The organism is Ideonella aquatica, from assembly GCF_018069755.1.
GTDB classification, from domain to species: Bacteria; Pseudomonadota; Gammaproteobacteria; order Burkholderiales; family Burkholderiaceae_C; genus Ideonella; species Ideonella aquatica.
Genome location: NZ_JAGQDE010000025.1, coordinates 1 through 14,370, shown reverse-complemented (window position 1 = coordinate 14,370; position 14,370 = coordinate 1). Strand labels below are relative to the sequence as shown.

The 14,370-nt window shown below is 69.6% G+C and carries 11 protein-coding genes and 1 riboswitch; of the genes, 4 read left to right on the top strand and 7 right to left on the bottom strand.

Annotated features, from left to right (window positions below; translation table 11 throughout):
• Positions 1–47 precede the first annotated feature (47 nt).
• The 4 genes from KAK06_RS20040 to tkt form a co-directional block, all read right to left on the bottom strand.
• Entirely contained in the window at positions 48–2,258 is a 2,211-nt protein-coding gene (locus KAK06_RS20040; protein ID WP_210803942.1) for a S8 family peptidase, read from the bottom strand.
• A 122-nt stretch (positions 2,259–2,380) separates the two neighbouring features.
• Positions 2,381–3,382, bottom strand: coding sequence for a type I glyceraldehyde-3-phosphate dehydrogenase (gap, locus tag KAK06_RS20035; protein ID WP_210803940.1), 1,002 nt, complete (start codon positions 3,380–3,382; stop codon positions 2,381–2,383).
• Positions 3,379–4,392 (bottom strand): hypothetical protein, encoded by a 1,014-nt coding sequence (locus tag KAK06_RS20030; RefSeq protein ID WP_210803939.1) that lies wholly within the window; start codon positions 4,390–4,392, stop codon positions 3,379–3,381. The genes gap and KAK06_RS20030 overlap by 4 nt, the downstream gene beginning before the upstream one ends.
• On the bottom strand, positions 4,392–6,440 hold the full coding sequence (tkt, locus tag KAK06_RS20025) for a transketolase (protein WP_210803938.1): 2,049 nt from the start codon (positions 6,438–6,440) through the stop codon (positions 4,392–4,394). Before tkt ends, KAK06_RS20030 begins: the two co-directional genes overlap by 1 nt.
• Before the next feature lie 63 nt (positions 6,441–6,503).
• Here tkt and speD point away from each other — a divergent pair, with 63 nt between their 5' ends.
• Together speD and KAK06_RS20015 are read left to right on the top strand one after the other, a co-directional pair.
• Positions 6,504–6,893 (top strand): adenosylmethionine decarboxylase, encoded by a 390-nt coding sequence (gene speD, locus KAK06_RS20020; RefSeq protein WP_210803936.1) that lies wholly within the window; start codon positions 6,504–6,506, stop codon positions 6,891–6,893.
• 65 nt (positions 6,894–6,958) lie between these two features.
• Positions 6,959–7,534, top strand: a complete 576-nt coding sequence (locus tag KAK06_RS20015; RefSeq protein WP_210803934.1) for a hemerythrin domain-containing protein — start codon at positions 6,959–6,961, stop codon at positions 7,532–7,534.
• On the opposite strand, the gene KAK06_RS20010 is transcribed toward KAK06_RS20015, so the two are convergent.
• Positions 7,500–8,045: a hypothetical protein gene (locus KAK06_RS20010; RefSeq protein WP_210803933.1), complete on the bottom strand. Its 546-nt coding sequence runs from the start codon at positions 8,043–8,045 to the stop codon at positions 7,500–7,502. The two genes, KAK06_RS20015 and KAK06_RS20010, sit on opposite strands and share 35 nt — an antisense overlap.
• A 105-nt stretch (positions 8,046–8,150) precedes the next feature.
• Here KAK06_RS20010 and KAK06_RS20005 point away from each other — a divergent pair, with 105 nt between their 5' ends.
• Positions 8,151–9,215, top strand: coding sequence for a homocysteine S-methyltransferase family protein (locus tag KAK06_RS20005; protein ID WP_210803931.1), 1,065 nt, complete (start codon positions 8,151–8,153; stop codon positions 9,213–9,215).
• Between the two features lie 161 nt (positions 9,216–9,376).
• Here KAK06_RS20005 and KAK06_RS20000 read toward each other — a convergent pair whose 3' ends face one another.
• Positions 9,377–9,997: a Crp/Fnr family transcriptional regulator gene (locus tag KAK06_RS20000; RefSeq protein WP_210803929.1), complete on the bottom strand. Its 621-nt coding sequence runs from the start codon at positions 9,995–9,997 to the stop codon at positions 9,377–9,379.
• 74 nt (positions 9,998–10,071) lie between these two features.
• A riboswitch (S-adenosyl-L-homocysteine riboswitch) is annotated at positions 10,072–10,159 on the top strand.
• 36 nt (positions 10,160–10,195) lie between these two features.
• Between KAK06_RS20000 and metH the strand changes: the two genes are divergently transcribed.
• Positions 10,196–12,931, top strand: coding sequence for a methionine synthase (metH, locus tag KAK06_RS19995; RefSeq protein WP_247653006.1), 2,736 nt, complete (start codon positions 10,196–10,198; stop codon positions 12,929–12,931).
• Here metH and KAK06_RS19990 read toward each other — a convergent pair.
• The gene (locus tag KAK06_RS19990) at positions 12,844–14,124 is read right to left on the bottom strand and encodes a capsule polysaccharide biogenesis protein (RefSeq protein WP_210803926.1); all 1,281 of its coding nucleotides are present in this window, start codon (positions 14,122–14,124) and stop codon (positions 12,844–12,846) included. The two genes, metH and KAK06_RS19990, sit on opposite strands and share 88 nt — an antisense overlap.
• Positions 14,125–14,370: the final 246 nt, after the last annotated feature.

Below are 14,370 nucleotides of genomic sequence, written 5' to 3'. Positions count from 1 at the left end.
AGTGGGTCTGACCGGATATCGGCGAGGGTGCCGACGGACTGAAGCGATCAGCGTCGGCGCCGCAGCCCCAGCCCGGCCAGGCCCAGGCCCAGCCCGAACAGCCAGGTGCTGCCGCCCCCGCCGCCCGACGACGCGGCCGGCGGCGCGGTGATGCTCAGCGTCTGCTGGACGCTGGACGACAGGCCCTGGCTGTCGGTGATCGTCAGGCGCAGCGTGACCGTGCCCGCCGCGCTGGTGGTGAGCGTGGCACTGGCGCCAGTGGTGCTGCCGCTGAAGGCCGCGCGCGTGCCGCCGTCGACGATCTCCCACTGGTAGGCCGCGATGCTGCGCCCGCTGTCGACCGTGCTGCCGGCGGCGCTGAGCGCCACGCTGTCGCCCACCTCGGGCGCGCTGGGCGTGGCGCTGATCGCCGCCTGCAGGCCCGACTCGCTCACGGTCAGCGCCAGCGTATTGCTGCCGCTGTGGCCCAGGTCGTCGGTGATCGTCAGCCTCACGGTGACGGTGCCGGCGCCGCTGGTGTCCAGCGTGGCGCTGGCGGCATTGGTGGCGCTGACAAAACTGGCCAGGCTGGCGCCACCGGTGATGCTCCAGGCATACGAGGCAATGCTGCGCCCGCTGCCCACGCTGGAGCCGCTGCTGGACAGCGTCACGCGGGCGCCCGCCACCGCCGTGCTGGGCGAGGCGCTGATGCTGGCGGCCACGTCGCTGAGCGCGGCCGCCACCGCCGCCGCGCTGTCGAGCATGCCGGCGCCGCAGGTGCTGGTGGTGCAGTAGCACTCGCTGTCCTGCGGTATGCCGTTGGGCGCGTGGCAGACGCCGCTGCTGGCATCGCCGCCGGTGGTGGGAAAGGGCCGCGCGGTGGCGCGCAGCAGGGTGCGGATGCGCGTGCCGGTCAGCGAGGCATTGGCCGACTTCATCAGCGCCGCCGTGCCGGCCACGATCGGCGCCGAGAAACTGGTGCCCACCGAGTAGTTGAAGGCATCGGTGTAGATCGAGCTGCCGGGCGTGGTGGCGCCGTCGTTGGCGGTGGTGACGATCGGGTACAGGCAGGCGCCGCTCTCGTTGACGCAATTGCCCGCCGGCGCGCTGATCGCCACCTGCGGCCCCAGGCTGGAGTAGCCCACCTTGGTGCCCACATGGCGCAGACCGCCCACGGCGACCACGCCGGTGCAGTTGGCGGGCGCGCCCACCGCATCGCCCTCGTTGCCGGCCGCCACCACCACGGTCACGCCCAGCGCCAGCACCTCGTTGATCGCGCGCTGGTAGGCGCTGCCGCAGGCGCCGCTGCCGCCCAGGCTGAGGTTGATCACCTGCGCCGGATTCGGGTTGACCGGAGCGCCGGTGACCGTCAGGCCGGCCGCCCAGCGCATGCCGTCGATGATGTCCGAGTCATAGCCGCCGCACTTGCCCAGCACCCGCACCGGCAGGATCTGCGCGCTGCCCGCCACACCCGCCACGCCCAGCGCATTGTTCGTGCCGGCGCCGACGATGCCCGAGACCTGCGTGCCGTGCCAGCTGCTGTCGCCCAGGCAACTGCTGTCGAACAGGCTGGGGTGGTTGTTGACGTCGGTCTGGCTGACCCAGTCGCCGGGATCGGTGGCATCGGCGTTGCGGCAGGAGCCGTTGCCGGTCAGGCAGCCGCCGCTGTCGGGCGAGATCATGTTGTAGCCCGGCAGGAAACGGCCAGCCAGGTCGGGGTGCTCGCTGCGCACACCGGTGTCCAGCACCGCCACCACCACGCCGCTGCCGCGGGTGGTGTCCCAGGCCACGGTGCTGCGCGTGGCCGACACCAGCGTGGCGTCAAAGGGCCGCAGCCACCACTGACCGGCCGGCGGCATCGGGCTGGACTGGCCGCTGGCGAAGAAGGGATCGTTGGGCACGAAGCTGGCGCGGCGACGGCGGTCGGGCACCGCCCACTCCACCTGCGCGTCCTGGGCCAGACGCTTGGCCAGCGCCTGCGAGCTCAGGCCGCTGGCCTGCACCAGTTGCTGGCGCTGGCCCATCGCCCGGCCATCGCGCAGGCTCAGGCCCACGCGCGCGCCCAGCGTGCCGGCGTGCTGCGCCTGGTCCTGGCCGCGCGCGGCGGCAGCGCGCACGACGCTGCTGTCCTCGCGGTAGCGCACGATCACCCGGGCCTGCTCACTGCGGGCCGCCGCGGTGGCGGTGGCGCGCAGCGGCCCCTGTTCGGCCGCGCCGGCCACGGTGCTCAGCGCCAGCAGCCCGGCCAGCAGAAAGGTCCGTCCCTTGATCATCGCCATGTGCTTCTCCTCGCCCGCGAGTCTAGGGCGCAGGACATTGCCGGGATGTTGCCGTGTGCAAGCCTGCACTCAGCCATGAAAAAAGCCCGCCGAAGCGGGCTTTCCTGCGTGCGCCAGGCCGATCAGCCGGCGATGACGCGGGCCATCTCCAGGCACTTGTTCGAGTAGCCCCACTCGTTGTCGTACCAGGCCACGACCTTGACGAAGGTCTTGTCCAGCGCAATGCCGGCCTCGGCATCGAACACCGAGGTGCAGGACTCGCCGCGGAAGTCGGTGGCCACCACCTTGTCCTCGGTGTAGCCCAGCACGCCCTTCATCGCGCCCTCAGAGGCGGCCTTCATCGCGGCGCAGATGTCGGCGTAGGACGCTTCGTTGTTCAGCTCCACCGTCAGGTCCACCACCGACACATCGCTGGTGGGCACGCGGAAGGCCATGCCGGTGAGCTTCTTGTTCAGCTCGGGGATCACCACGCCCACCGCCTTGGCCGCGCCAGTGCTGCTGGGGATGATGTTCTCCAGAATGCCGCGGCCGCCGCGCCAGTCCTTGTTGCTCGGGCCGTCCACGGTCTTCTGCGTGGCGGTGGCGGCGTGCACCGTGGTCATCAGGCCGCGCTTGATGCCGAAGCTGTCGTTGAGCACCTTGGCCACCGGGGCCAGGCAGTTGGTGGTGCAGCTGGCGTTGGAGATGATGGCCTGGCCGGCGTAGGTCTTGTCGTTGACGCCGTAGACGAACATCGGGGTGTCGTCCTTCGACGGCGCCGACATGATCACCTTCTTGGCACCGGCCTTCAGGTGGGCCTCGGCGGTTTCCTTGGTCAGGAACAGGCCGGTGGACTCGATGACGATGTCGGCACCCACGTCGCCCCAGGCCAGCTCGGCCGGGTTCTTCACCGCGGTCAGGCGGATCTTCTGGCCGTTGACCACGAGGTGGTTGCCGTCCACCGAGACCTCGCCCTTGAAGCGGCCGTGCACGCTGTCGTACTTCAGCATGTAGGCCAGGTAGTCGGGCTCGAGCAGGTCGTTGATGCCGACGATCTGCACGTCCTTGGCGAAGTTCTGGACGGCGGCGCGGAACACCATGCGGCCGATGCGGCCGAAGCCGTTGATACCAATCTTGATGGTCATGTCGATTCCTTGGGAGTGAGATTGATTTTGAGACAGGGAACGGTGAAGGTCACGGCGTCGCCATAGATGCGGTCCAGGTCCTTGGCCGACAGCTTGAACTGCCAGCTCTCGAGCCAAGCCATGAATTCTCGGCGGGAAGCCTGGGCATTGCCAAGCTGTGCCACGGCATTCTTGCGATCGGGCTGCTGGTACCTCAGACGCAGGTCAAACGGGCAGCCCAGCGTGGTGGTGTCGATGTTGACCGTCTGACGCTCGATGCCATTGACCAGAGACAGCAGCTCGATGAAGCGAAGGCCCGGCTTGAAGCCGTAGGCATCGCCCTCGAGGATGAAGACGTACCAAAAGCCGACCTCGATCGGTGTTCCCTCCAGGCAGGGCACGCGCAGGCCTTGGCCCCAGTCGGCCACCACGTCCATCAGCGCCTTGTTGGCGGGCCGCCCGAACACCTGCACGCGGGGCGGCTGGTCCGGTGCCGTGAACTGAAACTGGGCCCGCACGCGTCCCTGGATCTCCTTGAGCCTCAGCAACTCGGGGTAGTCCGGCTTCTGGGCGCCGGACACATGCTTGATGCACGCCGCCTGCTGCTGCCACCTGGCGTCAGCGGTGTCCTGCGCCCCCAGAAAGATCGGCTCACGCCGGTCCGGCTGGAACACGAACTCGAACAGCAGGCGCGCCGGTACGCCCCCTGCCGCCAGGCACGGCAAGCGGAACGCCTTGACGTGATCGCGCACGGCGTCCACAAACTCCGCCCCGCCTTCCTTCTCGAGCACCTCAACCTGCGGCCGGCTGGTGGGCGAGTCGAAGCTCAGCGCCACCTTGACCCGCCCGGTGGCGCCGGTCTTGAAGGCGATGAACGGATACTCGGGGTCGCCGCGCGTGGCGCCATCCGGCGTCAGGCACTGCAAGTAGGGCGAGGGCACCGACATGCGGTCCTGCGCCCAGGCGTGCAGCGGCGCCAGCAGGCCGAGCACGGCACCCAGCAGCCAGCCCGCCCAGGCGCGCACCCGCATCACTTGGCCAGCACCTTGCGCACCGTCTGCACCAGGTTCTCGACCGAGAAGCCGAACAGCGGGAACAGCACATTGGCCGGGGCCGACTCGCCGTAGCGGTCGATGCCGATCACGGCGTCGCAGCCGTACTTCCACCAGAAATCAGTCACGCCGGCCTCGATGGCGATGCGCGGCAGCTTGGGCGGCAGCACCTCCTTCTTGTAGGCGCGGTCCTGGCGGTCGAACACGCTGGTCGAGGGCATCGAGACCACGCGCACCGGGATCTTCAGGTCGGCCAGCGCGGCCTGCGCGTGCAGCGCCAGCTGCACCTCGGAGCCGGTGGCGATGATCACCGCCACAGGCTTGCGCCTCATGCCCACCTCGGTCGGGTCGGCCAGCACATAGGCGCCGCGGGTGATGACGTCGGCGTCGGTCTTGGGCGCGTAGGGCAGGTTCTGGCGGCTCAGCAGCAGCGCGCTGGGGCGGTTCTTGTTGGCCAGCGCCATGGTCCAGGCCACCGCGGTCTCGGTGGTGTCGGCCGGGCGCCAGACGTCCAGACCCGGGATCAGGCGCAGGCTGGCGGCATGCTCGATGCTCTGGTGGGTGGGGCCGTCCTCGCCCAGGCCGATGCTGTCGTGCGTGAAGACATGGATCACGCGGCGCTTCATCAGCGCGGCCATGCGGATCGCGTTGCGGCTGTAATCGCTGAAGGTCAGGAAGGTGCCGCCGTAGGGAATGAAGCCACCATGGAGCGCAATGCCGTTCATGATGGCGGCCATGCCGAACTCGCGCACGCCGTAGTTGATGTGGCGGCCACCCAAGCCTGCCTCGTTCTTCACCACGGCGCCGCTGGCGTCAAAGCGCAGGTGGGGCGTGCTCTTGGTGTTGGTGAGGTTGGAGCCAGTCAGGTCGGCCGAGCCACCCAGCAGCTCGGGCAGCTGGGCGGTGAAGGTCTCCAGCGCGATCTGGCTGGCCTTGCGGCTGGCCACGGTCTCGGCCTTGTCGTGGGCGCTGGCCACAGCCTCGACGGCGATCTCGGCGAAGTTGGCGGGCAGCTCGCCGGCCATGCGGCGCAGGAACTCGGCCGCCAGGTCCGGGTGCGCCACTGCATAGGCGGTGAAACGCTTCTCCCACTCGGCCTGGGCCACGGCGCCACGGTCGGTGGCGTCCCAGGCAGCCTTGATCTCGGCCGGGATGACGAAGGGCTCGGCCGTCCAGCCGATGGCCTCGCGGGTCAGGCGGATTTCCTCGGCGCCCAGCGGCTCGCCGTGCGCCTTGGCGGTGTTGGCGCGGTTGGGCGAGCCCTTGCCGATGTGGGTCTTGCAGACGATCAGCGTGGGCTTGTCAGCGCTGCCCTTGGCCTGGACGATCGCGGCGTCCACCGCGTCCACGTCATGGCCGTCGACCGGGCCGATGACGCTCCAGCCGCAGGCCTTGAAACGCGCCGGCGTGTCGTCGATGAACCAGGGCGCCACCTGGCCGTCGATCGAGATGCCGTTGTCGTCGTACAGCGCCACCAGCTTGTTCAGCTTCCAGGCGCCGGCCAGCGCGATCGCCTCGTGGCTGACACCTTCCATCAGGCAGCCATCGCCCATGAACACATAGGTGTGGTGGTCCACCACGGTGTGGCCGTCGCGGTTGAACTGGGACGCCAGCAGCTTCTCGGCCAGCGCCATGCCCACCGCGTTGGTGATGCCCTGGCCCAGCGGGCCGGTGGTGGTTTCCACGCCCGGGGTGACGTCCACCTCGGGGTGGCCCGGGGTCAGGCTGTGCAGCTGGCGGAAGGCCTTGAGCTGCTCGATCGGCAGCGCATAGCCGCTGAGGTGCAGCAGTGCGTAGATCAGCATCGAGCCATGGCCATTGGACAGCACGAAGCGGTCGCGGTCGGCCCACTGCGGCTGCGCCGGGTTGTGCTTGAGGTGCCGTGTCCACAGCGCCTGGGCCATCTCGGCCATGCCCATGGGCGCGCCGGGATGGCCGGAATTGGCCTGCTGCACGGCGTCCATCGCCAGGGCGCGGATGGCCTGGGCCATCAGCGGGTGATCGTTGCGGGGGGTGGTGGCGGGCATGGCGCGTCCGAGGGGGATGGGGAGGGTGAACCCGGCATTTTATCGGCCCTGATAATCGGCCCGATGCAAGGCCTGCACCTGACCGCCGACCTGCGTGGCTGCGACCCGGCCGCGCCGGTGATGCACGACCCCGCCGCGCTGCGTGCGCTGTGCCTGCGCGCGGTGCAACAAGCTGGGCTGCAGGCGGTGGGTGAGCTGTTTCACCGCTTTGCGCCGCCACCCGGCGGCGGCCCGGCCGGCGTGACCGGCGTGGTGCTGCTGGCCGAGTCGCATCTGGCGGTACACACCTGGCCCGAGCTGGGCGCGGTGACGCTGGACGCCTATGTCTGCAACCTGGGCGAGGACAACAGCGCCAAGGCCGAGGCGCTGATGGCATCGCTGCAGGCCGCCTTCGCGCCACGCCAGGCCGATCGCCAGGCCCTGCAGCGGGGCCGCTCAGCCCCTGAGCCTTGACCTGACTCAAGGCCACGTCGGCAGTGTGCTGTCAATCTCCGGCCATCACCGCTGGAGAGAACACCGTGAAGCCCCTGTCGCTGACGATCATGAAGGACGAGCACCAGGCCCTGGCGGCCATGCTCAAGTCGCTGCCGCTGCTGCTGGCGCAATCGCGCCGCGAAGGCCGTCCGCCCGACTTTGCGCTGGTGCGCGCGATGCTGTTTTATATCGACGAATTCCCCGAACGCCTGCACCACACCAAGGAAAGCGAGCTGCTGTTCCCCAAGCTGCGCGAGCGCGTCCCGGCCCTGAAGGACACGCTGGACCGGCTGGACCGCGACCACGAGTTCGGCGAGCGCGCGGTGCGCGACCTGGCGCACCTGCTGCTGGCCTACGAGGTCATGGGCGAGCCGCGCCGCGCCGCCTTCGAGCAGGCGGTGGACCGCTACATCGACAACTACCTGCGCCACATGGCTGTGGAGGAGAGCGAGGTGCTGCCCGCCGCGCTCGAGCACCTCAGTGCCGAGGACTGGGCCGCGCTGGACGCCGCCTTCGCCGCCAACAAGGACCCGCTGACCGGCCATGAACCCGAGGACGGCTACCGGCCGCTGTTCCAGCAGATCCTCAATCGCGCGCCGGCGCCGATCGGTCTCGGCTAGGCTGGGGCGCGAACGCTGCCAGGTAGGCGCCCTCAAGGCGCGCACGCTGGCCGCCGTCGAGCACATCGGCAGCGGCACGCCAGCCACGCTCCAGCGCGGCCAGGGCGTCGGTCCAGACGCGGGCGTCGTCGACCTCGGCGTGCAGTTCGCGCGCCAGGTCCAGCCCCATGGGCGGTGGCGGCGCGGGCGGCTGCGTGAACTGTCGCTGGCGCTGGGCGGACAGCCGCTGCACCGTCTCCAGCGCCTGCACGAAGGCGTCGACCACCGCGGTCTGCTCCGGGCGGGTGGTCAGCGCACCGCGCTCCAGCGACACCCGCTGCAGCCACAGCCGCCAGGGATCAGGCGGCAGCATCTCGTCGAGCGAGCGTTCAGCGCGGGCCGGACCCCGTGCGCCGGGCGGGCCGTCACCAGGCCCTCGCCCCGGACCCATCCCCCCCATCGGCTGGGCCACCACGGCCACGCTCGTCAACAGACTGCCCAGGGCAGCCACGGTGTGCCATCGTCGATTCATGGCGCCAGTCTGGCCGCCTGGGCTTGCGCCAGCGTCGATGCCGGGTGAAGCCAGGTAAAGCCCGGCGTCGACAGGTCCGGGGTGCGGGTTTCCTACAATCGGGGCATGACCACCCCTGCCCCCGCCTACACCCGCGGCGCCGCCCTGCCGGCGCTGCTTGCCCAGCGCATCGTCATCATCGACGGGGCGATGGGCACGATGATCCAGCGCTACAAGCTGGGCGAGGCCGACTTCCGCCATGCCGCGCTGGCCGATCACCCGAAAGACCTGAAGGGCGACAACGACCTGCTGGTGCTGACCCGGCCCGATGTGATCCGCGAGATCCACGAACAGTACCTGGCCGCCGGGGCTGACATCATCGAGACCAACACCTTCGGCGCCACCTCCATCGCACAGGAAGACTACGCCCTGGGCCACCTGGCGCGCGAGATGAACGTGGCCGCCGCCCGCGTGGCGCGCGAGGCGGCGGATCGCTACAGCACGCCCGATCATCCGCGCTTCGTGGCCGGCGCGCTGGGCCCCACGCCGCGCACCGCCAGCATCAGCCCCGATGTCAACGACCCCGGCGCGCGCAACATCAGCTTCGACCAGCTGCGCGACAGCTACCGCGAGCAGGCCGAGGGGCTGCTGGAGGGCGGGGTCGACCTGTTCCTGGTCGAGACCATCTTCGACACGCTCAATGCCAAGGCCGCGATCTTTGCGCTTGATGAGCTGATGGAGGCCACCGGCGAGCGCCTGCCGGTGATCATCTCCGGCACCGTCACCGACGCCTCGGGTCGCATCCTCAGCGGCCAGACGGTGGGCGCCTTCTGGCACTCGGTGCGCCACGCGCGGCCGCTGGCCATCGGCCTGAACTGCGCGCTGGGCGCCACGCTGATGCGGCCCTACATCGAGGAGCTGGGCCGCGTGGCCGGCGACACCTTCGTCAGCTGCTACCCCAACGCCGGCCTGCCCAACCCGATGAGCGACACCGGCTTTGACGAAACGCCCGAGGTCACCGGCGGCCTGATGGAAGAGTTCGCCAAGGCGGGCTTCCTGAACATCGTCGGCGGCTGCTGCGGCACCACGCCGGCGCACATCGCCGCCATCGCCCAACGCGTGGGCCGCTACCAGCCGCGCGCGCTGGCCAGCCGGCCGTTCAGCCGGCTGGTCGCGCAGGCGGTGGCTTAGGGCAACGCTGAACGAGTCCCTCGCGGCGTGCGCATCCCTGCTTCGGGCGGTCTGCGGCGTTGCACATCCTCGCCATAGCCCGAGCTATGGCTGTGGTGTGCGCCTTGCAGCCCATCCCGAATCAGGGCGCGCCCATCCGCGGCGACTTGTTCAGCGTCGCCTTAGTCCTCGCGTCGCTGAGCCGTGCGCCGTGCGGCGCCGTCCATGACCTGCTGCAGCTGACGCTGCAGCTCATCGACCTCGCCCTGCATCGCACTCACCAACTGGTGGTAGACGCGCTGCTGGCGCGTCAGGTCGCGCAGGCGCTGGGCCATGCGGTGGGCTACGCCGGCCATCAGCTTGGCGGCCACCTCGGGCTCGGCGCGCATCATGCGCTGCAGCGCGTTGCGGCTGAGGCCGGCGCCGATGACCGGCGCGGTGGCGGTGCAGGTGGCCGTGCGCGGGCCGCCATCGAGCAGCGCGGTCTCGCCGATCAAATGGCCGGGACCGGCCACCGACACCACCACCGGCTCGTCGCGCCGGGCCACGATGGTCTCCACCGTCACCTCGCCCGACAGCACCAGCAGCATGAAACCGTCGCCCGCAGGCTCGCCCTCGCGCGTGAGCACCTGGCCTTCGGCGCAGCGCAGCAGGCGGGTGTAGGAGACGATGCAGTGCGCATCCAGCGCGCTCAGGCCGACCAGGCCCTCGGCGCGCCGCATCAGGTCGGCGGCGCATTCGGCCCAGACCGGTTCATCGGCCATCGAGCGGCTGATCAGCTGGGGTGCGGCGGGGTCGGTCATGGTCAGCCTGCGACCTTACCTTGCGTGGCGGCGGCGTCCATCCGGGTGCGCATCGGCCTCCGTTAAAATTGCCCGCTTCCAAGGAGCGTTGCAGCAGCGCGCCGGCCTGCCACAGGACCGGGTGCTGTCAGGCTTGGGGCCCAACAACCACGCTCGCCCGACCTTTATGCGGGTGAGCCCGCCTGCCCATTGATGCCGATGAACGCTGTCCCCACCCCGCCCCCGATGCGCCTGTCCGGCCTGGAGCCGATCGCCATCGGCGAGGGCTCGCTCTTCGTCAACATCGGCGAGCGCACCAATGTCACCGGCTCGCGGGTGTTCGCCAAGATGATCCTGGCGGGCGAGTACGAGAAGGCGCTGGCTGTGGCCCGCCAGCAGGTGGAGAACGGCGCCCAGGTCATCGACGTCAACATGGACGAAGCCATGCTGGACTCGCAGGCGGCGATGGTGCGCTTCCTGAACCTGATCGGCTCCGAGCCCGAGATCGCCCGCGTGCCCATCATGGTGGACTCGTCCAAGTGGGCGGTCATCGAGGCCGGCCTGAAGTGCCTGCAGGGCAAGGGCATCGTCAACTCGATCAGCCTGAAGGAGGGTGAGGCCGAGTTCAAGCGCCAGGCCACGCTGGTGCGCCGCTATGGCGCGGCCGCGGTGGTGATGGCCTTTGACGAGCAGGGCCAGGCCGACACCTTCGCGCGCAAGACCGCCATCTGCGAGCGCGCCTACCGCCTCCTGGTCGATGAGGTGGGCTTCCCGGCCGAGGACATCATCTTCGACCCCAACATCTTTGCCATCGCCACCGGCATCGAGGAGCACGACAACTACGCGGTCGATTTCATCGAGGCCACGCGCTGGATCAAGCAGCACCTGCCGGGCGCCAAGGTCTCGGGCGGTGTCTCCAACGTGAGCTTCAGCTTCCGCGGCAACGAGCCGGTGCGCGAGGCCATCCACACCGTCTTCCTGTACCACGCCATCCAGGCGGGGCTGGACATGGGCATCGTCAACGCCGGCATGGTGGGCGTCTATGACGAGCTGGATGCCGACCTGCGCGAACGTGTCGAGGACGTGGTGCTCAACCGCCGCCCCGACGCCACCGAGCGTCTGCTGGAGGTGGCCGAGCAGGTCAAGGGCGCGGCCAAGGACGACAGCGCCCGCCTGGCCTGGCGCCAGCACGGCGTGAACGAGCGCCTGAGCCACGCGCTGGTGCACGGCATCACCGAGTTCATCGACACCGACACCGAGGAAGCCTGGCAGGCCATCCGCGCCAGCGGCGGCCGGCCGCTGCACGTGATCGAAGGCCCGCTGATGGCCGGCATGAACACCGTGGGCGATCTGTTCGGCGCCGGCAAGATGTTCCTGCCGCAGGTGGTCAAGAGCGCGCGCGTGATGAAGCAGGCGGTGGCCCACCTGCTGCCCTACATCGAGGCCGAGAAGCAGGCCGCACTGGACGCCGGGGCCGACGTGCGGCCCAAGGGCAAGATCGTGATTGCCACCGTCAAGGGCGACGTGCACGACATTGGCAAGAACATCGTCACCGTCGTGCTCCAGTGCAACAACTTCGAGGTCGTCAACATGGGCGTGATGGTGCCCGCGCAGGACATCCTCGAAAAAGCCCGCGCCGAGGGCGCCGACATCATCGGCCTCTCGGGCCTGATCACGCCCAGCCTGGAGGAGATGCAGCATGTGGCGGCCGAGATGCAGCGTGACCCCTGGTTCAGCGCGCGCGGCACGCCGCTGCTGATCGGCGGCGCCACCACCAGCCGCGTCCACACCGCCGTCAAGATCGCCCCGCACTACAGCGGGCCGGTGGTCTATGTGCCCGATGCCTCACGCGCCGTGGGCGTGTGCGCCGACCTGCTGTCCGACGAACGCGGCGCGGCCACCCGGGCGGATCTGCGCGCCGACCAGGACCAGGTGCGCGCGCTGCACGCCGGCAAGAAGAAGGCGCCGCTGCTGCCCTTTGCCCAGGCCCACGCCAACGCCGCCCAGCTGGACTGGTCGCAGCCGCCCGCCGCACCCAAGTTCATCGGCCGGCGCGAGTTCCGCGCCTACGACCTGGCCGAGATCGCCCAGTGCATCGACTGGACGCCCTTCTTCCAGACCTGGGACCTGGCCGGCCGCTACCCCGCCATCCTCGATGACGCGGTGGTGGGCGAGGCCGCACGCAAGGTCTTTGCCGACGCCCAGGCCATGCTGAAAAAGCTGATCGACGGCCGCTGGCTGCAGGCCCATGGCGTGATCGGCCTGTACCCGGCCAACACCGTGGACGGCGAGACCATCACCCTGTTTGCCGATGCCGCCCGCCAGCAGCCGGTGCTGCGCTGGCGCCCGCTGCGCCAGCAGGGCGAGCGCCCGGTGGTGGACGGCGTGCGCCGCCCCAACCGATCGCTGGCTGACTTTGTCGCGCCACTGGGCGTGCAGCCCGACCATGTGGGCCTGTTCGCGGTGACCGCGGGCATCGGCATCGAGAAGAAGCTGGCCGAGTTCGAGGCCGCGCACGACGACTACTCATCGATCATGCTCAAGGCCCTGGCCGACCGCCTGGCCGAGGCCTTTGCCGAGCGCCTGCACCAGCGCGTGCGCACCGACCTGTGGGGCTACGCGGCCGACGAGCAGCTCAGCAACGAGCAGCTGATCCAGGAGGCCTACCAGGGCATCCGCCCGGCGCCGGGCTACCCGGCCTGCCCGGAACACGGCATCAAGGCCGACATGTTCGCGCTGCTGCAGGCGCGCGCCATCGGCATGGACCTGACCGAGAGCATGGCGATGACGCCGGCCGCGTCGGTCAGCGGCTTCTACCTGGCGCACCCCGAGGCGCGCTACTTCAACGTGGGGAAGATCGGCGCCGATCAGGCGGCCGACTGGGGCCGCGCCCTGGGGATCGGCGAGGTGGCCTCAAGCCGGCGGCTGAGCGCCGTGCTGGACGACATCGCGTAGGTCGGCAGGCCCGGCGTGTCAGCGTAGAAGCTGGCGTTGAGCTGGGTCTCGGTGACCAGGTGGTTGCGGAAGGCGTGGAACAGCGCCGCATCCACCGTGCCCGGGTTCTTCCAGAAGTCGTCGAGTTCGCCGTCGAAGACCAGGTCTTCGACGTCGTAGACGGCATCGCCCAGCGTGATCACCGGCGTGCCGTGGAACAGCGCCTGCAGGCCGGTGGTGCTGTTCACGGTGATCACGCCGCGCGCCTGGCGCAGCAGCGTGGGCAGGTGCTGGTCGTGGATGTAGCGCACGCGGTCGGCCACGCCGAACTCCTCAGCCCGGCGGGCGATCGAGGCGGTGTAGTCGGAGTAGGGCCGGTCCAGCGGGTGGTGCTTGAACACCAGCAGCGTGTCAGCGGGCGCATGCAGCGAGAAGGAGCTGAGCACCTCGTCGATGAAGTCGCCCATCTCGCCGTAGCGCGAATGCACCACGATCTGGCTGTCGTTCCACACCTGCAGCGGCGCCAGGAAGAAGCGCTTGTGCTGCTCGGGCGCGGCCAGGAAGGCCGAGTCCTTGCGCTCGCGCCAGTGGTGCCAGTGCTTGCGCGCCCAGCCGCGCACCCAGCGCAGGCCCTCGGCGACGGTGTCGATCTCGCGGTGGTGGCGGTAGTGCGGGTAGGTGCGGCGCTCGGCGCGGCAGGCCAGCGCATAGCGGATGGCGATCTTGGCCACCTGGCCGAAGGTCTGGTGCGTGGGCTGCGGCGCCGGCAGGGTTTCGGGCAGGCGGGCGCGGTAGTAGGCGGCGTCGCGCGGCAGCGTGGAGGCGGCGTTCACACCGCCCTGCTCCAGCGTCACGTAGTCGGGGCGGACATAGCCTTCCTCGAACACGAACACCGCCAGGCCGCGGGCGCGGGCCAGCGGAATGGCCATCGCGTGCAGCGGGCGCGACTGGCCGAACAGCACCAGGGTGTCGGGCTGCAGGTCATCGAGCAGGTGGGCGAACCACTCGGCGAAGTAGGCGGCCGGCTGGTGAAAGCGCAGCACGTCGGTGCCGCTGAAGAACAGGTCGTCGCCGCCGTTGAAGTTGATCTTCCAGACGGCCTGGCCGTTGCTGCGCAGCGTCTGGGCCAGACGCGCGAAAAAGTCGCCCATCGGACCCTGAAGCATCAGGGTGCGTTGGCGCGACAGCAAATGGTCCAGAGAATGCGGAATCATGGCTACTTCAGGATGAGCCACCGCCGCCGGTGACACGCTGGAATCCCTCGCATGCACCAGCATGGTGTCTTCTTTGCCGCAGTGTAAGTGGCAGTGTCAACGGTCCGCGATCCCCAAGTGGACTAAACCGCTCTCGCGGTAGGCGACCTCGATGCGTTGAGACGGTGGTCGCGGCATTGGGTTGTGCGAAGTTGAATAGCGAGGCGATTGGCCTCGTTGATCAACGGAGCTGCAACCATGGACACC